Origin of the sequence: Polaribacter irgensii 23-P (assembly GCF_000153225.1) — a bacterium.
In the GTDB taxonomy this organism is placed as follows: domain Bacteria; phylum Bacteroidota; class Bacteroidia; order Flavobacteriales; family Flavobacteriaceae; genus Polaribacter; species Polaribacter irgensii.
Map to the genome: position 1 here is coordinate 1,922,002 of NZ_CH724148.1, position 22,993 is coordinate 1,944,994.

Here is a 22,993-nt window from a genome sequence, read left to right on the forward strand (position 1 = left end):
CTTTGAGTTTAGAAAAAAACACAATTATTTTCTTACTGCAATCATCATGTGGGGACTAAAAGGGAGCAGATATTCGTCATTTTGAGTAAGATCTTGCAATGCCTTTAGGGTTCTAGATTTTTTCTTATCCACCATATTTGCAAAATATTCGTGGTCTAACCAGATCATTCCCTCTACGGCAAAAATATTGATGAGCTGCAAGTTTTGTTCCAAAAATTCAGCTTTAAGATCTGTGGGTTTGTGGTAAAAAGCGTCTGCTAATAAAAAAGGAAAGTCTTTGGGTGCATTGTGAATTCCTGTCGTAAGTTCTGCTTTGCACATTTCAAAAAATGAGTTTGCATGCAGCATTCCATTCATCAAACCAACAACGGTTGAGGCTGTTGCATTAATCGCAAATCCCAAAATGATTCCACCTTTTTTTAAAACTCTTTTTGCTTCTAAAATTGCTGCGACTCTGTCTTCTCTTTTTTGCAAGTGGTATAAAGGACCGTGTAAAATTACCAAATTTGCAGTATTGTCTTCAAAAGGTAATTTTTTGGCTTCTCCAAGAGTTACAGAGAATGGTTTTTTTAGCTTTTTGGCTCGTTTTTCAGCAAGTTTTATGTGTTTTAGAACAGGTTCTACCAAATGCACAGTATGACCATTTTTTGAAAGCCATTCGGCATATTTTCCAGTTCCACCACCAACATCAATAATGGTCGCGTTTTGTGTTGCTATTTGTTGTGTTATAAGATCTTTAATACGTTCAAATTCAAAAATCCCCATTCCCTTTTCAAGTCTGGTTTCCTCGGAAGCTTTGTTGTAAAAATCATCTAATTCTTTGCTAATAAGATTTTTGTTTTTCACCTTAAATATTTAAGAAATAAAAGTAACTAAATTAAAAATGGCTTTAGAGCATACCACTCAATTTTTTATGAATACTATTGATAAAATGTCTTTCATTATTGGATAAACCAATTCAAGGAAGCCTTAAAACCACTGTCTTTTTATTACTCGAAAAAGAATTTAGCAATTTTAAACAACCTTTTCTAAAGCGATATAGTGTGTTGAGTGTTCGTTAAATAAAGGAAATACTTTAATTTCGCATTTGTAGGCAGACTTGTCTTGGCGATAGTTGATAACAACCTCTTTGAAGGGCTCGTTATTATTTATTTTTTCCCGAATTCTTGCTCTTGTTTTCGGACATGTATTTTTACCTTGGAGAAAGGAAGGGGTCTTTTTTAACGCAAAATTCTTGTTAAAACCTGTCATTTTTTTAAAACCGTCATTTACCCAGAGAATTTCTTGTTGCTCATTGGTAAGCACAATAGTTTCGAAAATTTCATCTTTAAAAATTTTATCGATGTTGGCTATCCATTCAAACTTATAAGCAAAATCTTTGATGGTGTTGATATCATTTTGTCTATTTAACTTATTGATTTCAATGGAGAAAGAATCAATGTATAAATCGAAACTAACAAGTGCTGGTTGAATACATTCTGAGGGGATAATAAAATTCTCAGTAATCGCAGAATCTTGCGCATTTTGAGAGCTCATAAATAGATCTAAACACATCATGTTTGCTACATTACTTTTCATCAGCTAGAATGCAATTAATTTTAGATTCCAAAGCTATAAAAAAATCTGCAGAAATGAGTGTTAAAGTTTTAATTAGAGGCATTAAAGTATCATTTTATTTATATTTTTTTAAAATTGTGCGCCTTTTACTGCTCTTTAGAGATAAATAAGAGTCATTTATTAAATAAATGATTACTTGATAATTTGGTTTAAATGGATTTATTTAGAAATGGTAATCCCTTTTTTATTTTATAAAGAACTTTATTTTTAGTCATTATATTTACGATTGCATTGGAGACGCTATTTTATAATTAGGCAATTATTTCACGCATGTATTTGGCAAAACATGCAAAAAAATCTTTTTATTTAGGTCTGGTTTAAAAAAACTTCAAGATCGGAAATTTCAATTTTCTATTATTGGGTATTTGGGTGAAATTGCAGCATTGTCTAAAATTACAATAAAAAAGAGTAAAGCTGCGTTTTAAGAATAAGACTATTCTAGGAATTCTCCAGTGCACAAAAAACATAAACAATAAATTTTGTGGTACTAAGATTTTTTATTAAAATTATTTTTATGAAAAAAACTTATTGTAATTGGAGCTCTGGTAAAGATTCAGCGCTAGCACTTTATAAAGTGCTTCAAGATCCAAAATATAATGTAGCCTTGTTAGTGACGACTATAAACAAAGATTTTAATCGAATTTCTATGCATGGGCTGAGAAATGAGTTACTATTTAAACAAGTAGAGGCAATTGGAATTGATTTAAAAACCATTGAATTTCCTGCAGAGGTCGAAATGGATGAATATGCTGAAATTATGAGAGAGGCAACAGCTTCTTTAGTAGTTAAAGGATATTCTCATTCGGTTTTTGGTGATATTTTTTTAGAAGATTTAAAGGCATACAGAGATGTAAAATTATCAGAAGCACAGATTACAGGGGTCTATCCGCTGTGGAAACAAAATACAAAAGAAATTCTACAGGAGTTTTTAGTTGTGGGTTTCAAGGCAATAACAGTTTGTGTAAACGCTAAAGTATTAGGTAAAGAATTCGTGGGAAGATATATCGACTTACAATTTATAGAGGATTTACCTGAAAATGTAGATGTTTGTGGAGAAAATGGAGAGTTCCATACTTTTGTTTTTGATGGACCAATTTTTAAGAATCCAATCGACTTTGTAATAGGAAAAAAGGTATTGCGCTCGCATACCTTTCAGGATACTAAAGAGAATAATCAGCAATTTAAAAAAGAAAAATCAAATCACGATACCCAATTTTGGTATTGTGATTTGATTTAAAGGCCTCTTACTTTAAGGTGTCAGAGTTCAAAAGAAAAACAGCATTGGCAACAAAAAGTTTCCCGTTTTCCCAGAAAGCTCTAAATAACGGATTGTCTACCATGTAAACGACACTTCCCTTTCCCATTGGTTCTACACCAAATAATAAAGATTTTGGTACTTCTTTCACGGCTTTGCTTCCAGCAAAACCAGAAACATTCGTTGTATTGGCTCTAAAATAACCAACATTATAACCCTCTTTTAAATAATGGTAAGAGGTTCCGCTTAATTTTAAAGAGAAGTATGTTGTATCGTAACCAAAAGCTAATGGATGCGAATTGTCTAAAGTACTTTTAAAAATACTTCCCGTAATTAAATTACTAATACGTTCGCGTTCCCTTATTTCAAAAGGTGTTAAATTGTCCTTTTGAGTGTCCTCTTTTGTATCGGATGTGTCATTTGCTTTTTTAGTCTTTAGAGAAAATCCATCTTTATCAGCAAAACTATTTAAAGCATTGCCCATCGCGATGAGTGTTCCTCCAGAACGTGTCCAATTCTTTACTTTTTCTAGCGTATTTTTATTCAAAAGAGATTTGTAATTACCATTCGGTAGCACAATTACATCATAGCTATTTAAATTAGTAGAAGCAAAATCATCTGACTTAATATTTGTAATTGGATATTGTAATTGTGTTTCAAAAAAATGCCAAACTTCACCAAAACTTAAAGAAGACGTCGTTTTTCCAGATAAAACGGCAACTTTTTGTTGGTTGATTGGTTTTACAGAATACGCACCAAAGTCTACACCTGCCTGTGAGAAACCTGTTGAAACGGCAGTTAAACCTCGCTTGTGCTTATTTGCGATTGCAATTAGTTTTGTGTCAAAATCTAAATTTCTATTGTCATTTCTTAAAATGATTAAAGTTCCTTTCTTAAAAGAATTTCCATTCGCCGAAAATTCTTTTTCAGTAAAACGAGGAACAATATTATGTTGCAACAGCGCGCTTAAAAAAGTAGCATCTTCTATGCTATTCCATTTAGAGATGTAGGCATAGGCTTTTGTGTCCGCCAAATTTAAATCGGTATTGGGTTTTTTACTTTCAGAGGAATCCACGTTTGTTTTCGAAGCAATTGCATTTAAACCGTGCGCATAGGGCAAAGACCAAGCAGTAATATCGTAGGTTAAAGAATCTGTTAGTTTTGCATTTGGTTCAAACAGCACTTTTACCATTTTTCCTTTGGGTTGATTCGTATGAACTACCAAATCGGTGTTGTTTACTGTGAACTTACCATTTTCTTGCGTGCTATAATTGTATCCTTTTACAGAACCACTTGTTGCATTCTCATATTTAATTTCATGGGTGTCTAAAAGTTTTTTTAAACGATTTATTTTGTCACTATTCTCATTCTTTAACACGTAGCTTTTGTAATTCAAATTTGAATTGTTAAAGAATTTTCTAAATTCAGTGTTTAACTTCTCAGCATTTTTAGATGAAATTTCTACCGTAGACAACCCTGTGGTCATGTGATGCTTTGCACGGTCTTTTAAGGTTAAAATCTCTCCTTCATTCGTTTGTATTCCCAAGCCGGCAGTTCCATTACCTGCTTGCTCATAAGTCATTCCGATTGCACCCATGTATGTAGGATAGGTATCGCCGTAACTTGGATATAATAAATCAAAACTTTTTTTGGTAAAATACAACCAACCTTCTGAGTCAAAATATTTGGCATGATTTTTTCCAATTTGTATTTGAAAAGTACGCTGCCAATCAGAAATCACTTCATGAAAAGGTTCTGCAGCAGGTGCAAAGTAATACGGGCTGTTGATTCCTTGTTCATGAAAATCAACATGTACATGTGGCATCCATTTATTATATATGGCGATTCTTTGTTGGGATTCTACTTGGGTAACCCAGGCCCAATCTCTATTTAAATCAAATAAATAATGATTTGCTCTTCCACCTGGCCAAGGCTCTGAGTGTTCTTTTGCATTTTGATCTACGTTAAATGGCGTACTTTTTACTTGATTGTACCAATTTACATAACGATCTCTGCCATCTGGGTTTACACAAGGATCTAAAATAACGACTGTATTTTCTAACAACGCCTTTTCGTGAGTTACCAATTCATATAAGGTTAACATCGCTGCTTCTGTGCTCGATGCTTCGTTACCGTGAACATTATAGCTCAACCATACAATTGCTTTTTTGTTGGTAGCGGCACCGCTAGCAATTCTTATTTGGGAAAGATTATTATTTCTAATGCTTTCTAAATTATCGATATTTTCTTGAGAAGAGATGTAGCTTACATATAACGGTCTATTTTCATTTGTTTCGCCGTATTTTTCTAATTTAACGTTGGATAAAGAGTTGCTTACATATTCAAAATAGTCTACAACTCTGTGGTGGACTGTAAATCGAGAACCGATTTCATACCCTAAAAAATCTGATGGGGATTTAATTGTTTGGGAGAAAATTGTTCCTGTAAATAGAAGGAAACTTAGAAGTGCTTTAATTTTCATGTTTTTACGTAATTTTTAAAATCAAAAATAAGAATATATTTTTAATTTTAGTGTCTATTGAAATTGGATCGTGTTAAAAGTGTGTTAGATTGAGACGAAGTTGTTGGCTGCAGACAAAATATTTGTATTTTTATGCGAAATTAAAACAAACAAATGAATCTTATTTCAGAAACTGATTGTAGCTTAAAATTTGTATTCTAAAAATGAAAGTAACACAAATTCCATTTAAAAATACAGGCTTTTTCTCAAAAACAATGTTGGATTATGTAGCGCAAAAAGAGGCGATGCACCCGTTTTTTAATAACTTTCCTGATAGTAGAGGTTTTTCTAATCAGATTAAAGAGAAAGAAAAATCTTTTACGCACCAATCGAGATTGGTGTTAGTAGACGCTTTAAAAAAGCAATACACGCAATTTGAAGTTTCTGAAAAAACACAAGAAAACATCAATCTTTTAAAATTACAAAATACATTTACAGTCACTACAGGGCATCAATTAAACTTGTTTACAGGTCCCCTATACTTTTTATATAAAATTATTTCTACCATTAATTTATCGGAAGAGTTGCGTCGAAAGTTTCCGGAGAATAACTTTGTTCCTATTTACTGGATGGCAACGGAAGATCATGATTTTGATGAAATTAACTATTTTAACTTTGAAGGGAAAAAAGTAAAGTGGAGTCGCGATGACGGGGGTGCAGTGGGGCGATTTTCTACAGATGGACTAGAGCATGTCTTCGAAGTTTTTGCAAGTCAATTAGGCAATTCTAAAAATGCCAATTACCTCAAAGAATTATTTTCTAAAGGTTATTTAGAGCACAACAATTTGGCAGCTGCAACGCGGTATATTGCCAATGATTTATTCAAAGAATTCGGGCTGGTAATTCTGGATGGAGATGCTGCTGAATTAAAGAAACTTTTTATTCCATTTGTAAAAGATGAATTGGAAAATGGAACTTCTTTTAAAGAAGTTTCTAACACCATCACTAAGCTTGAAATAAATTATAAAATTCAAGTAAATCCAAGAGATATTAATTTGTTTTATTTGAGTGAGAATTCGCGCGAACGCATTCTGCATGAAGATGGCGTGTATAAAGTAAACAATACGAGCCTTCAATTTTCTAAAAGTGAAATTTTAAAAGAGGTTGAGCAGAATCCGGTGGCGTTTTCGCCAAATGTAATTATGAGGCCGTTGTTTCAAGAAGTAATTTTACCCAATCTTGGTTATGTTGGTGGAGGTGGAGAAATTGCATACTGGCTCGAGCTGAAAGATTATTTTGAAAAAGTAAACATTCCCTTTCCAATTTTATTATTGCGAAATTCGGTGCAGGTAATTTCAGAAAAGCAACAAAAAAAGTTAGACAAACTAGCGGTTTCACATGCAGATTTGTTTGAAAAGCAGCACGCCTTATTGGCTAAAAAAGTAATTGAAAACTCTGAAATTGAAATCTCTTTTGAAGACAAAATGCGCTATTTGAAAAATGAATTTTCTGAATTAAAAGAAGTAGCTAAAAAAACAGATATTTCTTTTGTAAATGCTGTGAATGCACAAGAGCGAAAACAGCTTAAAGGACTTGAAAATCTTCAAAAAAGATTGTTAAAAGCAGAAAAAAGGAGACAGGTAGAGCTTGTTGATCGAATCACGATACTTCAAAATCAATTGTTGCCTAATCAAAGTTTAGAAGAGCGACAAGTTAATTTCTCAGAATATTATATAGCCTACGGTCCTGCGTTTATAAAGGCGTTAAAAGAAGTATTAAATCCCTTAGATTTGACCTTTACGGTGTTGGAATTATAAAATTTAATTTGCTGTTTTTTATCATTCTAAAATAAGTGCAATTTTGTCTTATATACCCTACATTTGAACTTTTGAAAATGGATTGACAATATTATTGTTATTGGTACCATTTTAAAGTTCAAAAGCATTTCAATAAAAAGATCATGAAAGAAAAAAATCTTCATCCAAAAAATAAGTTCAATACAGGCTATAATTTTGATGCATTAATCAAGATAAATTCAAAGTTAAAAACATTTGTGTCAAAAAATCAATTTGATGTAATAACCATCGATTTTTCAAATCCTGAAGCGGTAAAAGAGTTGAATAAAGCGTTGTTATTTTCATATGATAAAGTAACAACCTGGGATTTTCCAAAAGAGAATTTATGTCCACCAATTCCAGGTCGTTTGGATTATGTTCACTATTTATCGGATTTGATTTCAACAGAAAAAAATGTAAAAATTTTAGATATTGGAACGGGAGCTACTTGTATTTATCCACTATTAGGTGTTGCTGAGTATGATTGGAGTTTTGTCGCTTCAGATATTGATTTTGCATCACTCGATACTGCCCAGGATATTATAGATGACAATAATTTAAGTGCTAAGATTGAATTGCGAAAACAAGCTAATGAGAGTCAGATTTTGAAAGGTATTATTAAAGAAGAGGATTCTTTTTCTGCCGTGATGTGCAACCCACCCTTTTTTAAATCTGCAGAAGAAGCACAGGGAGCAAATAAGCGTAAAAATAAAAACTTAGGAAATAATACCGTTCGAAATTTTTCAGGAAACAACAATGAGCTTTGGTATATCGGAGGAGAAAAAGCATTTTTGCACAACTACTTATATGAAAGCTCATTGTATAAAGAGAAAAGTAAGTGGTTTACAAGTTTGGTCTCTAAAAAGGAAAATATAGAGAGTTTACAGAAATCATCCGCAAAATTAGGAGCGCTTGAATTTAAAGTAATCCCGATGACGCAAGGAAATAAGGTAACGCGAATTGCTTGTTGGAGATTCTAATGTTTAGGTTTTGAGCAGAAAACAGAAAGATAAATCTATTTGATATTTTTTCAATGGCACGTTTCATACAGCTATTTAAAAGACCTTGCCGTAATAATGGTAAGGTCTTTTAGGTGCCGCCTGTTTAGAAACAAAAATTTATAAGCCGATGAAAAGAGAGACCAATATATTCAGTAGGGAAATTATTTTTTTGTCACAATGACAATTTTTAACAATTTGTTAGATACCCGTTTAGGTGATTTTTCTAGAGTAGTTAGAAAAAGGGTATTAGGACTTACTAGATATGTGTCTTTTTCTTAGGGTTTTGAGACAATATCAGTTAAAAACGACATTTTCAATTTTATACTTCTTACAAACAAAGTGTAAGGTTGTATAGACCAACATGTGCACAAAGACTAAACAAATAAAGGCATATAAGGGAACGCCTAAAAGTTGATACGGCCAATAGTAGGTCCAAACACCCAAGTATATAGTAATTACTTCACCAAAGGCAGGAAGAATTAAAGCCAATAGCAACGCTAACAAAATTTTATTTTTTTGGCTCTTATTTTCTAAAAATGGAATGAGCTTAAGTTCTAATGTATACAAAAAGTAAAAGGCATACATCCAAGCAAAAGGAAGCCAAAGGGGCAGTGTTCTTTTCACTGCATGGTATTCCCAAAACCCATGAGAAACGCCCCAAGTTTCGCCAACAATACCACCAAAACAAGTCAGTAGCATTCCAAGCAATAACAGCCAGTTTTTAGGGGTTGGTTTTAGGATGTCTTTGTAAATATTGTACATGATTTTTGCAGCCAGCAGCAGTGCAATAAAAAGGTCGTACTCTTTTAAATATCCAATAAAGACACCTGCCACGATCAACTTTAAGATTCCGATTAAAATTGCTGTAAAAAACTTTTTGTTGTTTGTAATCAATGTACTTTAGGGTATTTCTTAATAGAAATCAAATATAAAAAAAAACCTTACCAAATTGGTAAGGTCGTTTTCAATACTATTTATAGTTGCTTTTTAATTTATAAGTGAATTACTTCTCCATATGCATCTGCAACGGCCTCCATTACTGCCTCACTCATAGTAGGGTGTGGGTGTATGGTTTTTAGAACTTCGTGTCCTGTGGTTTCTAGTTTACGCCCAAGGACTGCTTCTGCAATCATATCTGTAACTCCTGCACCAATCATATGGCAGCCTAACCATTCTCCATATTTCGCATCAAAAATAACTTTTACAAATCCATCTTTGGTACCTGCAGCAGTTGCTTTTCCAGATGCTGAAAAAGGAAATTTACCAACTTTTAATTCGTAACCCGCTTCTCTTGCTTTGGCTTCTGTCATACCCACAGACGCTATTTCTGGAGTTGCATAGGTACATCCTGGAACGTTTCCGTAATCAATTGGTTCCGTATGCAATCCTGCTAATTTTTCTACGCAGGTAATTCCTTCAGCGGAAGCTACATGCGCTAGGGCTTGTCCAGGAGTCACATCGCCAATTGCATAATATCCAGGGATGTTTGTTTGGTAATAGTCATTCACTAAAATCTTGTCTCTATCAACAATAATTCCAACATCTTCCAAACCGATGTTTTCAATATTTGATTTGATGCCCACGGCAGATAATAAGATATCAGCCTCTAGTTTAATTTCACCTTTTTTTGTTTTTACAGTAGCAACAACGCCTTCACCTGAGGTGTCTACAGACTCTACAGAAGCATTGGTCATTACCGTAATACCTGCTTTTTTGAAAGAACGCTCAAACTGTTTTGAAATATCAATATCTTCTATAGGAACTAAATTCGGTTGAAATTCTACGATGGTAACAGCCGTACCCATCGTGTTGTAAAAATGTGCAAATTCAGCACCAATAGCACCAGAACCCACAACAATTAAAGATTTAGGCTGACTTGGTAAGGTCATTGCTTTTCGATATTCAATCACCTTTACACCATCCTGTGGGATGTTTGGCAATTCTCTAGAGCGAGAGCCTGTTGCAATAATTATGTTGTCTGCGGTATATTCTGTGACCTTGCCAGCTTCTGTGGTAACTTCTACTTTTTTACCAACTTTTATTTTTCCAAAACCGTCTAGAATGTCGATTTTATTTTTTTTCATCAAAAAGGCAACACCTTTACTCATTCCGTCTGCAATACCGCGGCTCCTTTTAATTACTGCGTCAAAATCTTTGTCAATTGCTTCTGCTTTTAAACCATATTCATCAACATGCTTTAAGTAATCGTATACTTGTGCAGATTTTAGCAATGCTTTTGTTGGAATACAACCCCAGTTTAGGCAAATTCCTCCTAAAGATTCTTTTTCTACAATAGCAACTTTAAAACCCAATTGAGAAGCTCTAATTCCTGTAACATATCCTCCAGGTCCACTTCCGATAATAATGATGTCGTATTTCATATCTTTTTTTTAACTTTCTGTTTTGGGCGTTCGAGCGGGCTTTTCGTTTTATCTTTTGCTGTGTTTTCGATCTAAATTTGCATCTTCTTTGCAGATGGATCCGAATTCACAGCAAAAGGATATCATTGCAATCCCTAACGCATGCAAATTTACTAACTTTTGTTCTTATTACCAACTAGATCTTGCTTCTGAAAGCTATTTTTACATTCTTTCAGGAACTTCAATTCCCAATAAAGAGAATGCTGATTTTATAGTATCCGCAACTTTCTTGGCCAACTGCACTCTAAAGATCTTTTTATCTAAATCTTCTTCACCTAAAATGGATACGTTTTGATAGAATGAATTAAATTCTTTTACCAAATCATAGGTGTAATTCGCAATGACAGCTGGCGAATAACTTGCTGCTGCTTGTTGAATTGTTGCAGGATAGAGTTCTAGCTGTTTTAACAACTCCTTTTCTTTTTCATGCAAATCTACCGCAACTACTTTTGAATAATCAAAATTTGCTTTTCTAACAATAGACTGAATTCGAGCATAGGTATACTGAATAAAAGGACCTGTATTTCCTTGAAAATCTACAGAAGATTTTGGATCAAATAAAATTCTTTTTTTAGGATCTACTTTAAGTATGAAATACTTCAAGGCACCCAAGCCAATTGTTTTGTACAATGCATTTTTTTCGTGCTCGGAATAGCCTTCTAATTTTCCTAATTCTTCAGAAATTTCTTTTGCAGTATCTGTCATTTCTTGCATCAATTCATCTGCATCTACAACCGTTCCTTCTCTAGATTTCATTTTTCCAGAAGGCAAATCTACCATTCCGTAACTCAAATGGTGTAATTGTTGAGACCAATTAAACCCTAATTTTTTCAAAATTAAAAAGAGTACCTGAAAATGATAATCTTGTTCATTACCCACAGTGTATACCATTCCACCAACATCTGGGAAATCTTTTACACGTTGTATTGCAGTACCAATGTCTTGCGTCATGTAAACGGCTGTACCGTCTGAACGCAAAACAATTTTTTCATCCAAACCATCATCTGTCAAATCACACCAAACAGAACCATCTTCTTTTTTGTAGAAAACACCTTTTTCTATTCCTTGAGCAACCACATCTTTCCCTAGTAAATAGGTATTACTTTCATAATATAAGGTATCAAAATTAACTCCCATATTTTTGTAGGTAATTTCAAAACCGCTGTAAACCCATGAGTTCATTTCTTTCCAAAGAGCAAGAATCCGCACATCTCCAGCTTCCCATTTTAAAAGCATTTGTTGTGCTTCAATTAAAAGAGGCGCCTCTTTCTTTGCTTCTTCTTCAGTTTTCCCATTGGCAATTAAGTGCACTATTTCTTTCTTGTATTCTTGGTCAAATTTTACGTAATAATTCCCAACTAACTTATCTCCTTTTTTTAATTCTAAATTTAAGGTAGTTTCTGGGGTTTCTTTTTGTCCATCACTTCCATTGGGAGCGTATTTTTGCCACGCCAACATCGACTTGCAAATGTGAATGCCCCGATCGTTAATAATTTGTGTTTTGTAGACTTTTTTTCCAGAAGCTTTGGTGATTTCCGCGACGGCATATCCCAATAAATTATTACGTACATGACCTAGGTGTAAAGGTTTGTTCGTATTAGGAGAGGAGTATTCCACCATAATTGCTTTTACATCGTCTTTAGGTGAAACAAAACCAAAGTTTGCATTTTGGTATGCAGTGTTAAAAAAAGTGGTATAAACAGCGTTGTCAATTACCAAATTTAAGAAGCCTTTTACAACATTGTAGCGTGTAATTTCTGTTATGTTTTCTACTAAGTAATTTCCCAAGTCCTCACCAATTTGAACAGGATTTCCTTTTTTATATCGGAGCATTGGAAATACAACTACAGTAATATCTCCTTCAAATTCTTTCCGGGTTGCTTGAAATTCTACTGTTGGAATTTCGGTTTTATAAAGTGCTAAAAAACCCTCTTTTACTTTGGTTTCTATGGTGTTTTGAATATTCATTTACTGTGTAAAATTGAAATGCGAAATTAGGGATTTTTATTTGTTTTTCAGATTGAATTTTTCTGGAAGAATAATTGTAATTTCGCGGCATGGAAAAAATTCTTAAGGCACTCCCAAAATTAGCAGAAGAAGCAAAAAAAGACAGTCAGAAATACTTTGCGAGACTTAAGAAGCGCGTTCCAAAAAGGTTGGACTATTTAATGCAAGAATTACATGAAGAAGAGTTTAAAAAAACAGACTGTTTAACTTGTGGGAATTGTTGTAAAACGACCAGTCCAATTTTCACAAATATAGATGTAGAAAGGATTTCGAAGTCACTAAAAATGAAAGCTGCTGCTTTTACAGCGCAGTACTTATTGCGGGATGAAGATGATTTTTTGGTCTTAAAAACTGCGCCGTGCTCCTTCTTTAATGAATCGGATAATACCTGTTTCATATATGATGTAAGACCAAAAGCATGTGCTGAATATCCCCACACCAATCGCAAAAAATTTATTGGAATCACAGATTTAACGGTTGACAATACTACCGTTTGTCCCGCAGCTTACAATATTGTCGAAAATTTAAAAAAACGCTTGCCTTTAGAAGGAAATAAAAAAGTAAAACATTTTTAGTAGGAGTTAAATAGCTCAATATTAAAAAAAAGAACTTAAACGGACAAAATATAGTGTTATCTTAAATGTTTTGGGTTTTTACAAAAGGTTCTTGAATTTATTTTTTTGCGCTATTTTTAGGGAGATAGGTGTCAAAAAGGATTTTTTAGAGGAAAGTATATAAAATAATAATGTCAATTTTATATTCTTTAATGGCTTATTGATCCGTTCCTAACACATGAAGGATTTTTGTTTTACAGAAATATTTGATTTGTTCATATTAAAATTATTTATAAATCAAATACTGACTTCGAACCTTTTTAAATACCTCCAAATCTTTTTTCCAAGATTTTCTAATTCTTTTTTCAGACATCCCATTTTCTATCTGTTGTTGTAACCTTTCTGTTCCTGCTAATTTAGTAAAGAAGGTGTTGAAGAATTCGTGAGATGAATTCTCTTTGTAGGCCTTTATAAGAAAGGACAAGTCTAATTTATTAAGGTTTTCTGAAGCTCTTAAATCTGCACCAAAACAAATTTTATTCTGATATTTTGGGTAGTTGGCACCTTCATTTGCTTGTGGTGTAAAAGAAAATATATTTTTAGTTAAAAATGGAGAACCATAAATCTGGAACTGCATTGCTGTTCCGCGACCTGCAGAGACATTGGTTCCTTCAAAAAAGCACAAACTGGGATATAGGTTTATGCTCTTCGCATTGGGTAAGTTGGGCGAGGGTTTTATTGGCAAATTATACAGTGATTGATGTGTGTAATTCTTTATAGGGATTACCGTTAACTCACATTGCAATCGATTTTTAAGCCACTGCTCTCCATTGATCATTTTTCCGTATTCGCCAATGGTCATACCGTATACTATCGGAACTTTATGCATTCCAACGAACGAGCTGTGTTCCAACTCTAAAACAGGACCATCTAAATAGTGCGCATTGGGATTTGGTCTGTCGAGAACAATTACTGGAATTTTTAATTCTGCGCAGGCCTCCATTACATAATGCAATGAAGAAATATAGGTATAGAAGCGGGCACCAACATCTTGAATGTCAAAAATAACAAGATCAATTCCTTTTAATTGTACTGCAGAGGGTTTTTTGTTTTTACCATATAAAGAAACAATGGGCAAGCCTGTTTTTGTATCAAAACCATCTTTTATAATCTCACCAGCATCTGCTTTTCCTCTAAAACCGTGCTCTGGAGCAAAGACTTTTTTAATATGTACTCTGAGTGCTAAAAGCGAATCGATGATGTGAACAAAAGCTCTTTTGCCAGTTTCCTCAGTCCTTTTTTCTATTACTGACGTTTGATTTGCGACCACCGCAATATGTTTCCCCTTGAAGAATTTAAGATATAATTCTGTTCTTTCTGCACCAGGTGTAATCGGGATGCTGTCTTTTATTGTGCTTTTATTAATAAGTTTTAATTTTTGAGCTGAACAAATCAGCTGAAAATTCAATACTAAAAATAAGAATAAATATGTACTTTTGATGGGTTTAAAATCAATCATAATTTGAATTACGAGTTATTTATTGCAAAACGCATTATTGCTGGCAAAAAGTATAAAAATAGTATTTCATCGCCAATAATAAAAATTGCAATTACAGCAATTGCGTTGGGAGTTATTATTATGCTCATCGCAGTTGCAACTGCCGCGGGTTTACAAACAAAAATCCGCGATAAAATGGCCGGATTTAATGGGCATGTGCAAATTGTGAACTATGATAACAACAACTCAAGTGTTTCCACAACACCCATATTTATTGAGCAAGATTTTTATCCTGAATTCAAGAATATTAAGGGAGTCAAGAATGTGCAAGTATACGCTAATAAAGGCGGTGTTTTAAGGACTGATACTGATTTTGAAGGTATCGTATTTAAAGGAGTTTCAAGTGATTATGATTGGTCTTTTTTTAAAGAATACCTGATATCGGGAACCGTTCCTGATTTTAATCAACCGAGAACAAAGGGCGTTTTACTCTCACAAACGATTGTAGATCGATTGCAGTTAAAGTTAGGCGATACAATTTTTGCTACATTTCTAACGACTGCACTCAGTAAATTACCATCCAATAGAAAGTATAGAATCGTTGGAATTTATAATTCTGGATTTCCACAGTTCGATAAAAATATGATGCTTGGTGATATTAGAGAGGTGCAAAAATTAAATAAATGGACAGAAAATCAAGTCGGAGGATTTGAGGTTCTTTTAGATGATTTTGACGATATTGAAGAGAAGGGTGCTGAAATTTACAGCGAGATAAGTGCAACTTTAGATGCCCGAACAATTTTAGATTCTTACCCAGCTGTCTTCGATTGGATAAAATTATTTGACAATAATGTTTGGTTTATCATTGGTATTATGATTTTGATAGCAGGTATAAACATGATTACTGCCTTGTTGGTGCTTATTTTAGAACGCGTGCAAATGATTGGAGTATTAAAGGCTCTTGGCAGTCATAACTCGAGTATTCGCAAAATTTTTCTTTACAATGCAGGTTATTTAATTTTAAAGGGCTTGTTTTGGGGGAATGTGATCGGATTAGGAATTATTGGTATTCAGTATTTCTTTCAGATAATTACTTTAGATCCAGAAACATATTATGTGGCTACAATGCCTGTATACCTCTCTATCAGCTCAATTTTAGCATTGAATATTTGTACATTAGTTCTTTGTTTTCTAATGTTGATCCTGCCCTCTTATATCATTACCAAGATACATCCAGCTGCGTCCATAAAATTTGCATAAAAGATTAGTTTGAGTCGTTAAACCAAGAAAAATGTTGCTGAATAATGGCTTCTTTTTTGAGTTCAATGTGATTTTTAAAAGCCTTTGCTACTAAAGAGAGGTTTTTAGATTTTAGCCAGATTAAGTTCCAATTGGTTTCTATGGGTAAACCTTTAATATCAATTATTTGTAGATCTCCATTTTGCAGTTCATTTTTAATACCAATAACAGGCATGATAGAGATTCCCAAACCCGCTATAATGGCTTGCTTTACTGCTTCGTTTGAAGTGAGCTCCATTTTTTTTCGGATCGTTACACGATGTTCAATTAAATATTGCTCCATTGCCAAACGGGTGGCAGATCCTGGTTCTCTAAAAATAAACAAATTTGTATTTAAATCTTTTAACAGAATCTTTTTTTTAGTGGAGTTAAAATCTCTATTCGCAATCAAATAGAGTTTGTTTTTCATTAGCTCGATGCGTTCTATTTTTAGTTTCTTTGGAATTGTAGAGACCATTGCGAAGTCACATTCGTTATTTTCTAGACTTCGAAGCACGGCCATTTTATTGGTGACATTCATCGTAAGTGAAACTGTTTCGTTTGCATTAATAAAATCTGATAGAAAAAAAGGCATGGTGTATTTGGCGGTTGAAACGATGCTTATGTTTAGTTTTCCTGCTATTTTTCCTTCAAAAATAGCTGACTTGTATTTTATGCTTTGTACTTGTTCTAAAATTTTAAAAGCAGTTTCAGAAATTTCTTCACCAAACTCAGTGATATACAGCTTTCTACCGACGACCTCGAAGAGTGGTAAATTAAATTGATCTTGAAAATTCTTTAGTTGTATAGAAACTGCTGGCTGCGTTAAAAAAAGTTGCTCAGAAGCTTTTGTAACACTTTGAAGTTGCGCAATAGTTCTAAAAATTTCTAATTGATGGAGCGTATAGTTCATTAAATATTTTTATGTAATATATTATAAATATAAATAAAAATTTATGAAATAAAGCCGCTTTCTTTGTAAAAACAATTGAAATGAGTAAATCACTTACAAGAGTGTCCCACCAAAAGAGTTTGGACAATAAAGATTTTGTAATTCAAGTGACCAAGGCGCAACTATGTAAGTTTTTTCAATTTTTCGGGATCATAGCAGTTGCTACCTTTAATATTTTAGCAGTTAAAATTTCAAGTCCTTTTTTGAGGGAATTGCTCTTTTCTCAAGGGATCGTTGCCCTACTTTTTCTCATTAAAAAAGGGAATCAAAAATCAAAAATTAAATAAAATTATGAAAAATACTACTACAGAACCGACTCCAATAAAAGAAATAGAAATGCAGCAACAATTAAAACTAATCGATGGAAAGTTTACAAAAAGTGAGGCACTTGACATTGTAAATAGTGTGGTAGATGTGAAGGTTAATTTTCATAAATTACAAAGATGGTCGATCAATGAGGGGAACATTAAAGACGAATGTACTTACGATAATACTAGAATTTTAGAACTGATTGCAGATAAAATGAGCTGCAAGGAATTTTTAAGCTCTTTTTCGGGAAGCGATGCCAACATAAAAATAACGAGTACCATACATATTTCGATTGAAAAATAATTATTTGATTTAGTTTCTTTTGGTAGGGAAGACTGTTTAATAAATAGGCTTTCCTACTTTTTTTATATCTAAAAACTATATGGACTTTCATTATTTATTGGATAATATAACAAATCCAGCTTTATTATTCTTTTTTTTAGGTTTGCTTGCGGTATCTATAAAAAGTGATTTAAAAATACCAGAAAATTCTTCAAAATTTATTTCTTTATATCTTCTTTTGGCCATCGGTTTCAAAGGGGGGCAAGAGTTAGCGCACAGCATTATTACAAACGAGATTATTTTGTCTTTAATTTTTGGAGTGGCAATAGCACTGCTAATTCCGGTATATTGCTTTTTTATTTTAAGATTAAAATTAAGTATTGAAAACTCTGGAGCAATTGCAGCAGCCTATGGCTCTGTCAGTGCAGTTACTTTTGTAACTACCATTTCTTTCCTAGAAATAGAAAAGATTCCATTTGGTGGGCACATGGTCGCGGTCATGGCCTTAATGGAGGCACCTGCTATTATCATTGGTGTATTATTGATTGCAATCAACACAAAGGATAAAAAAAATAAGACTTCTCTCAAGGGGGTTTTCCAACACGCTTTAACAAACGGAAGTGTCGTTTTAATCATCGGTAGTTTATTTGTTGGTTATTTTACAAATGATGTTCAGGCTGCTGGAATTAAGCCATTTACAACGGACTTGTTCAAGGGGTTTTTGGCTGTCTTTTTATTAGATATGGGAATTACCAGTGGTCAAAAGCTGAAGGTATTATTAAAAGAAGGTTGGTTTACTTTCGCCTTTTCAATTATAATCCCAATCGTAAATGGAGTGTTGGTTGCGATGATTAGTGGTTTCTTTATGGATGAAATTGGCAACAGATTGCTGATGTCTATTTTAGCTTCAAGTGCTTCTTATATTGCCGTTCCTGCTGCAATGAAACTGGCAGCTCCAAAAGCAAATCCGGGGCTTTACGTTCCGATGGCTTTGGCGATCACCTTCCCTTTTAATATTACCTTAGGGATGCCTTTATATTTATATATGATCCTTCTTTTTTAACCATGCTAATCCGCGATCAAAAAAAACAGGGGTAATTTTTAAGTGAAACAACGTGTTTTCTGCTTGTGTGGCTAAATTAGAGTGTATTTGAAAGTTTGCTAATGTACTTAAAAAGTAGCCTTCATGGTTTTGTTTGAATTAAATTTTAGGGTTTAGAATTGTCTTTGAATCTATTTTTAGGATGGTCATTTTTCATATCTATTGGACTATCCCGTTTTTTTCTGCTTTTTAAGATCGTTTTGAATGGGTGTTGCAGAAATAAAAAATATTGTGATGGAGAACGCTTTTAAATAGTCCGCATATAAATTCCAACCTGTCTTTTAGGGAGCACCCAAAAAAATTATTTATCTTTGCGAAAGAATTTATAGCAATGAAATACGCAGAGAATATATTAGAAACTATTGGAAATACGCCTCTAGTAAAATTGAATGTTTTAACCAAAGATTTACCATGTTTGGTGCTTTCGAAGTATGAAACTTTCAACCCTGGAAATTCAGTAAAAGATAGAATGGCGTTGCAGATGATTGCTGATGCAGAAGCAGATGGGCGTTTAAAACCTGGCGGTACTATTATTGAAGGAACTTCTGGAAATACTGGAATGGGGCTTGCTTTAGCGGCAATTGTCAAAGGATACAAGTGTGTTTTTGTGATGGCCGACAAACAGTCTAAAGAGAAAATAGATATCTTAAGAGCGGTTGGAGCGGAAGTCGTGGTGTGTCCAACGAATGTTGAACCTAGCGATGCACGTTCTTATTATTCAGTTTCCAAAAGGTTAGGAGAGGAGACTCCAAACTCTTGGTACGTGAATCAATATGACAACCCTAGTAATTGTAAAGCACACTTTTTAAGTACTGGGCCAGAAATTTGGGAGCAAACGGAAGGAAAAATAACACACTTTGTAGTTGGAGTAGGAACAGGAGGTACGATTTCAGGAGTAGGAAGTTATTTGAAGATGAAAGCAAGAGAGGCAGGCACTACTGTGAAAATTTGGGGAATTGATACCTATGGGTCTGTTTTTAAAAAATACCATGAAACAGGTGTTTTTGACGAAAATGAAATTTATCCATACATAACAGAAGGAATTGGAGAAGATATTTTGCCGTTAAATGTGAACTTTGGGGTCATAGACGGGTTTACAAAAGTAACGGATAAAGATGCTGCGATTTATACACAGCGCTTGGCAAAAGAAGAAGGGATGTTTTTAGGAAATTCTGCAGGTGCAGCTATAAAAGGTTTGCTCCAATTAAAAGAAAATTTCACAAAAGACGATGTCGTGGTGGTGTTGTTTCACGATCACGGCAGTCGATATGTTGGAAAGATGTTCAATGACGACTGGATGCAAAAAAATGGATTTGTTGAATAATTATATCGCATGTTATGCCATAGAAAAAACCATCTCAAGTGAGATGGTTTTTTTAAATAACTAATTCAAATAATCATACTATGAAAAGGTTTACAAAGCCTCATAGCTTATATACCAATTATTGTGCCAAAAGTTTATTTTTAGTTTTAATTTTTAAATTTATTTAAAAATTTATTTTCTTCCTCCTGATAAATAAATTATCCAAGTTTAGAGGGACTTTATTTAGCGTGTTTATGTGCTTTGTAAGACGAACGGACTAAAGGACCACTCTCTACGTACATAAAGCCCATTTCTAAGCCTAATGTTTCGTATTTCTTGAATTGCTCTGGAGTAATAAATTCTTTCAAAGGCAAATGTCTTTTTGAAGGTTGTAAATATTGCCCGATGGTAATAATATCACAATCTACCGCACGCAAGTCGTGCATTGTCTGAATAACTTCTTCTTCAGTTTCTCCCAAACCAAGCATTAGACCCGTTTTCGTTCTCATTCCATTTTCCTTTAAGTATTGCAGAACACCTAAACTTCGATCATATTTTGCTTGAATCCGAACTTCTCTTGTAAGTCTTCGTACTGTTTCCATATTATGAGAAACTACTTCAGGATGTACCTTTATAATACGATCCATTTGTTTTGTGATTCCTTGGAAATCTGGAATTAATGTTTCTAAAGTTGTTGTTGGATTTGATCTTCGAATGGCATCTACTGTTTCTGCCCAGATAATGGAGCCACCATCCTTTAAATCATCTCTATCTACAGATGTAATCACTGCGTGTTTAATGCCCATTATTTTTATCGAGCGCGCAACTTTTTCGGGTTCGTCCCATTCAACCGTTTCTGGTCTTCCTGTTTTTACACCACAAAAGCCGCAAGAACGCGTACAAATGTTTCCAAGTATCATAAATGTTGCAGTTCCTTCGCCCCAACATTCACCCATATTTGGGCAACTACCACTTGCACAGATTGTATTTAGTTTATATTTATCTACCAAACCTCTAAGTTCAGTGTATTTTTTACCTACTGGTAGTTTTACACGCAACCATTTTGGTTTTTTAGGTCTTTCGGGAAGTACTAGAGTTTCTATCGCCATTTTTCACTTATTTATACAGCAAAGATACAAAGGAAAGATTTAAATATTTGTTAAAAACCAAAGACTAAATCCAACTAAAAAAAGAATTCCGATAGCACTTAAAATTTTCAAATAGTTTCCCGGTTGGTGTTCTTTAGGTGTGTGTTTTCCTGTAATGAGTTTATAATTTAAAATTGCGTAAAATGGTGCTGTTAAGAAGGATAAAATGGTCGCAGTTTTTATCAATACTCCCATATTATTCATATAGTATTTTAGAATTAAAAGAGTTCCGAAGAATAAGAAAAGAATCCAAAACCAATACCCATATTTTAATTCTTTACGGAATAAAAGTTTTGTAGTTCTATTCATGGCTCTTGGAGATGCATCTAATGTAGTTATTGTTGTGCTAAACATGGTTGTAAATGCTGCAATGGCAATAAATATATATGAAAAATTGCCTAAATTTTTTGTGTATAATGCAATTAGTTGACTCGCAAAAACACCTCCTTTATCAGAAAACGTTTCGCCAGATTTGTACATAACGAGGGCACCTAAAAGCAGAAAACAAATTCCAAAAAATAAAGTGCTGATATATCCGATATTAAAATCGAAAACAGCGTCAGTCACTTTTGTTTGCATCACTTTGGTTTTATCTTTTTCGATAGACCATATCGAATGCCATATTGAAACGTCTAGAGGGGCTGGCATCCATCCTAAAAAGGCAATTAAAAAAGTTAATTCTACGGTTCCAGAGGGTATTATTTGGGTAACATCAAAAGCTTCTTTAGAACTGAACAAAGCAACTGAAACAGCGATGATGGTGCTAACAGTCAGAATTGCAATGATAAATTTCATTAAATTATCTAACAGCGAATATTTACCAACAACTAAGAACAGCAAGCTAATCGTTAATAAAACTGCGGACCAAACAACTAGATCATTTGTGAAACCAAAAAGTTGAGAAGCTAGTCCAGCAGTAACAACCGTAACAGCTGCCTGTATGGTAAACATCGTTGCAAAATTTAAGATGTAATAAGTGATCAAAACACCTTTTCCCAGTTTGCTATACCCATCCAACAATGTTTCTCCAGTAGCTGCAGCGTATCGAGGTCCGTATTGGAAAAAAGGGTACTTAAACAGATGAACTAACAAGAGTGCCCATATCAAACCAAAACCGAACTCGGCACCAGCCCTTGTGGATTGCACAAGATGAGAAACGCCAATGGCTGCTCCAGCAAATAGTAAACCAGGCCCTAAAGATTGTAAGAATGATTTTTTCATTTTACGTCTTCTTGATGATCTCAGATAATAGTTTTTTTGCACGTAAAAGTTTCACTTTTACGTTGTTCATCGGTTCATTAATTTGTTCGGAAATTTCTTTATAACTCAATTCTTGGAAATACCGGAGTTGGATGACTTCTTGGTATTTGGATTTTAGCTGTTTGATGTCCTTTAATAATTTTGCTAAATTTTGCTCTCTAATAATTTTATCTTCCGGTGTTGGGTTTTCGTCGACAACCATGTAGATTTTGTCTTCTTGTTCTTTTGACGTTTCAATGGAAATAGACGCATTTTTCTTTCGAAGTAAATCTATATGAATGTTTTTAGAAATGGTGATCAACCAAGTTTTAAAAACATAATTTTCGTCAAATGTATGTATTTTATCAAAGGCTCTAGAAAATGTTTGAATTGTAATGTCTTCAGTATCATTTTCGCTTTTGGTTCGTTTTAATTGATAATTAAAAACATCTGACCAAAAAAAATTTAATAAAAAACTAAAGGCAGCTTGATCGCCACTTTTTGCTTTTGTAATGTATGTTTCAATATTTTTATTATTCACTGCCAATGTGTTGGTTTTGAAAACAAATTTTGCCAAAGATACTAAATTACAAGATTACTGTTAAAAAACATAAATTTTATGAGCGGAAGTGCTTTTGTCTTGATCGAATGGAGCTATTATACAAATTACTAACGCTTATTATGTAAAGTTAATGGTTCCGCCTATTCTGCGCAGAAGCTTTTCTATTTTTG

At 33.6% G+C, this 22,993-nt stretch carries 20 protein-coding genes; 9 read left to right on the forward strand and 11 right to left on the reverse strand.

Features of this window, described 5'->3' with window-relative positions:
- Positions 1-24: 24 nt before the first annotated feature.
- Together PI23P_RS08615 and PI23P_RS08620 are read right to left on the reverse strand one after the other, a co-directional pair.
- Positions 25-846, reverse strand: a complete 822-nt coding sequence (locus tag PI23P_RS08615; RefSeq protein ID WP_004570420.1) for a class I SAM-dependent methyltransferase — start codon at positions 844-846, stop codon at positions 25-27.
- Between the two features lie 168 nt (positions 847-1,014).
- The gene (locus tag PI23P_RS08620; protein WP_004570421.1) at positions 1,015-1,578 is read right to left on the reverse strand and encodes a PAS domain-containing protein; all 564 of its coding nucleotides are present in this window, start codon (positions 1,576-1,578) and stop codon (positions 1,015-1,017) included.
- 553 nt (positions 1,579-2,131) lie between these two features.
- Here PI23P_RS08620 and PI23P_RS08625 point away from each other — a divergent pair.
- Complete coding sequence (locus PI23P_RS08625; RefSeq protein ID WP_004570423.1) at positions 2,132-2,854, forward strand: Dph6-related ATP pyrophosphatase; 723 nt, start codon at positions 2,132-2,134, stop codon at positions 2,852-2,854.
- A gap of 7 nt (positions 2,855-2,861) precedes the next feature.
- On the opposite strand, the gene PI23P_RS08630 is transcribed toward PI23P_RS08625, so the two are convergent.
- Entirely contained in the window at positions 2,862-5,354 is a 2,493-nt protein-coding gene (locus PI23P_RS08630; RefSeq protein WP_004570424.1) for a M14 family metallopeptidase, read from the reverse strand.
- Positions 5,355-5,557: 203 nt separating this feature from the next.
- On the opposite strand from PI23P_RS08630, the gene bshC reads away from it, so the two are divergent.
- Together bshC and rlmF are read left to right on the forward strand one after the other, a co-directional pair.
- Complete coding sequence (gene bshC, locus PI23P_RS08635) at positions 5,558-7,150, forward strand: bacillithiol biosynthesis cysteine-adding enzyme BshC (protein WP_004570425.1); 1,593 nt, start codon at positions 5,558-5,560, stop codon at positions 7,148-7,150.
- Positions 7,151-7,293: 143 nt separating this feature from the next.
- Positions 7,294-8,148, forward strand: a complete 855-nt coding sequence (gene rlmF / locus PI23P_RS08640) for a 23S rRNA (adenine(1618)-N(6))-methyltransferase RlmF (RefSeq protein ID WP_004570426.1) — start codon at positions 7,294-7,296, stop codon at positions 8,146-8,148.
- A gap of 315 nt (positions 8,149-8,463) precedes the next feature.
- Here the strand turns inward: rlmF and PI23P_RS08645 are convergent, their stop codons facing one another.
- The 3 genes from PI23P_RS08645 to argS all read right to left on the reverse strand — a co-directional run bounded on the left by PI23P_RS08645 (position 8,464) and on the right by argS (position 12,557).
- Positions 8,464-9,063 carry a hypothetical protein gene (locus PI23P_RS08645; RefSeq protein WP_004570427.1) on the reverse strand — a complete coding sequence of 200 codons (600 nt, stop codon included), beginning with the start codon at positions 9,061-9,063 and terminating at the stop codon, positions 8,464-8,466.
- Between the two features lie 98 nt (positions 9,064-9,161).
- Positions 9,162-10,550 (reverse strand): dihydrolipoyl dehydrogenase, encoded by a 1,389-nt coding sequence (gene lpdA, locus PI23P_RS08650; protein WP_004570428.1) that lies wholly within the window; start codon positions 10,548-10,550, stop codon positions 9,162-9,164.
- Between the two features lie 201 nt (positions 10,551-10,751).
- Positions 10,752-12,557: an arginine--tRNA ligase gene (gene argS / locus PI23P_RS08655; RefSeq protein WP_004570429.1), complete on the reverse strand. Its 1,806-nt coding sequence runs from the start codon at positions 12,555-12,557 to the stop codon at positions 10,752-10,754.
- An 89-nt stretch (positions 12,558-12,646) separates the two neighbouring features.
- On the opposite strand from argS, the gene PI23P_RS08660 reads away from it, so the two are divergent.
- Complete coding sequence (locus PI23P_RS08660; protein ID WP_004570430.1) at positions 12,647-13,171, forward strand: YkgJ family cysteine cluster protein; 525 nt, start codon at positions 12,647-12,649, stop codon at positions 13,169-13,171.
- Positions 13,172-13,436: 265 nt separating this feature from the next.
- On the opposite strand, the gene PI23P_RS08665 is transcribed toward PI23P_RS08660, so the two are convergent.
- A complete protein-coding gene (locus PI23P_RS08665; protein WP_004570431.1) occupies positions 13,437-14,669 on the reverse strand; it encodes an exo-beta-N-acetylmuramidase NamZ family protein in 1,233 nt (410 codons plus the stop codon).
- Between the two features lie 3 nt (positions 14,670-14,672).
- Here PI23P_RS08665 and PI23P_RS08670 point away from each other — a divergent pair, with 3 nt between their 5' ends.
- Positions 14,673-15,908 carry an ABC transporter permease gene (locus tag PI23P_RS08670; protein ID WP_004570432.1) on the forward strand — a complete coding sequence of 412 codons (1,236 nt, stop codon included), beginning with the start codon at positions 14,673-14,675 and terminating at the stop codon, positions 15,906-15,908.
- A gap of 4 nt (positions 15,909-15,912) precedes the next feature.
- Here the strand turns inward: PI23P_RS08670 and PI23P_RS08675 are convergent, their stop codons facing one another.
- On the reverse strand, positions 15,913-16,839 hold the full coding sequence (locus PI23P_RS08675) for a LysR family transcriptional regulator (RefSeq protein WP_004570433.1): 927 nt from the start codon (positions 16,837-16,839) through the stop codon (positions 15,913-15,915).
- 80 nt (positions 16,840-16,919) lie between these two features.
- On the opposite strand from PI23P_RS08675, the gene PI23P_RS08680 reads away from it, so the two are divergent.
- The 4 genes from PI23P_RS08680 (at position 16,920) to PI23P_RS08695 (ending at position 19,895) form a co-directional block, all read left to right on the forward strand.
- Entirely contained in the window at positions 16,920-17,165 is a 246-nt protein-coding gene (locus tag PI23P_RS08680) for a hypothetical protein (RefSeq protein ID WP_004570434.1), read from the forward strand.
- Between the two features lie 4 nt (positions 17,166-17,169).
- On the forward strand, positions 17,170-17,490 hold the full coding sequence (locus PI23P_RS08685) for a hypothetical protein (RefSeq protein WP_004570435.1): 321 nt from the start codon (positions 17,170-17,172) through the stop codon (positions 17,488-17,490).
- Between the two features lie 79 nt (positions 17,491-17,569).
- Positions 17,570-18,532: a sodium-dependent bicarbonate transport family permease gene (locus tag PI23P_RS08690; RefSeq protein ID WP_004570436.1), complete on the forward strand. Its 963-nt coding sequence runs from the start codon at positions 17,570-17,572 to the stop codon at positions 18,530-18,532.
- Between the two features lie 370 nt (positions 18,533-18,902).
- The gene (locus PI23P_RS08695; protein WP_004570437.1) at positions 18,903-19,895 is read left to right on the forward strand and encodes a PLP-dependent cysteine synthase family protein; all 993 of its coding nucleotides are present in this window, start codon (positions 18,903-18,905) and stop codon (positions 19,893-19,895) included.
- Between the two features lie 218 nt (positions 19,896-20,113).
- Here PI23P_RS08695 and lipA read toward each other — a convergent pair whose 3' ends face one another.
- From lipA to PI23P_RS08710, 3 genes are read right to left on the reverse strand one after another with little or no spacing between them, the layout of a single operon-like run.
- The gene (gene lipA / locus PI23P_RS08700; protein ID WP_004570438.1) at positions 20,114-20,983 is read right to left on the reverse strand and encodes a lipoyl synthase; all 870 of its coding nucleotides are present in this window, start codon (positions 20,981-20,983) and stop codon (positions 20,114-20,116) included.
- A gap of 39 nt (positions 20,984-21,022) precedes the next feature.
- The gene (locus PI23P_RS08705) at positions 21,023-22,243 is read right to left on the reverse strand and encodes an Nramp family divalent metal transporter (RefSeq protein ID WP_004570439.1); all 1,221 of its coding nucleotides are present in this window, start codon (positions 22,241-22,243) and stop codon (positions 21,023-21,025) included.
- A 1-nt stretch (position 22,244) separates the two neighbouring features.
- Positions 22,245-22,838, reverse strand: coding sequence for an RNA polymerase sigma factor (locus tag PI23P_RS08710; RefSeq protein ID WP_004570440.1), 594 nt, complete (start codon positions 22,836-22,838; stop codon positions 22,245-22,247).
- Positions 22,839-22,993: the final 155 nt, after the last annotated feature.

Bases quoted from the DNA above. Each gene is read 5' to 3' on its own strand.
- argS (WP_004570429.1), bottom strand. From the start codon at position 12,557: ATGAATATTCAAAACACCATAGAAACCAAAGTAAAAGAGGGTTTTTTA.
- lipA (WP_004570438.1), bottom strand. From the start codon at position 20,983: ATGGCGATAGAAACTCTAGTACTTCCCGAAAGACCTAAAAAACCAAAA.
- PI23P_RS08620 (WP_004570421.1), bottom strand. From the start codon at position 1,578: ATGAAAAGTAATGTAGCAAACATGATGTGTTTAGATCTATTTATGAGC.
- PI23P_RS08630 (WP_004570424.1), bottom strand. From the start codon at position 5,354: ATGAAAATTAAAGCACTTCTAAGTTTCCTTCTATTTACAGGAACAATT.
- PI23P_RS08685 (WP_004570435.1), top strand. From the start codon at position 17,170: ATGAAAAATACTACTACAGAACCGACTCCAATAAAAGAAATAGAAATG.
- PI23P_RS08665 (WP_004570431.1), bottom strand. From the start codon at position 14,669: ATGATTGATTTTAAACCCATCAAAAGTACATATTTATTCTTATTTTTA.
- PI23P_RS08695 (WP_004570437.1), top strand. From the start codon at position 18,903: ATGAAATACGCAGAGAATATATTAGAAACTATTGGAAATACGCCTCTA.
- PI23P_RS08680 (WP_004570434.1), top strand. From the start codon at position 16,920: ATGAGTAAATCACTTACAAGAGTGTCCCACCAAAAGAGTTTGGACAAT.
- rlmF (WP_004570426.1), top strand. From the start codon at position 7,294: ATGAAAGAAAAAAATCTTCATCCAAAAAATAAGTTCAATACAGGCTAT.
- PI23P_RS08675 (WP_004570433.1), bottom strand. From the start codon at position 16,839: ATGAACTATACGCTCCATCAATTAGAAATTTTTAGAACTATTGCGCAA.
- PI23P_RS08625 (WP_004570423.1), top strand. From the start codon at position 2,132: ATGAAAAAAACTTATTGTAATTGGAGCTCTGGTAAAGATTCAGCGCTA.
- PI23P_RS08705 (WP_004570439.1), bottom strand. From the start codon at position 22,243: ATGAAAAAATCATTCTTACAATCTTTAGGGCCTGGTTTACTATTTGCT.
- PI23P_RS08660 (WP_004570430.1), top strand. From the start codon at position 12,647: ATGGAAAAAATTCTTAAGGCACTCCCAAAATTAGCAGAAGAAGCAAAA.
- PI23P_RS08690 (WP_004570436.1), top strand. From the start codon at position 17,570: ATGGACTTTCATTATTTATTGGATAATATAACAAATCCAGCTTTATTA.
- lpdA (WP_004570428.1), bottom strand. From the start codon at position 10,550: ATGAAATACGACATCATTATTATCGGAAGTGGACCTGGAGGATATGTT.
- bshC (WP_004570425.1), top strand. From the start codon at position 5,558: ATGAAAGTAACACAAATTCCATTTAAAAATACAGGCTTTTTCTCAAAA.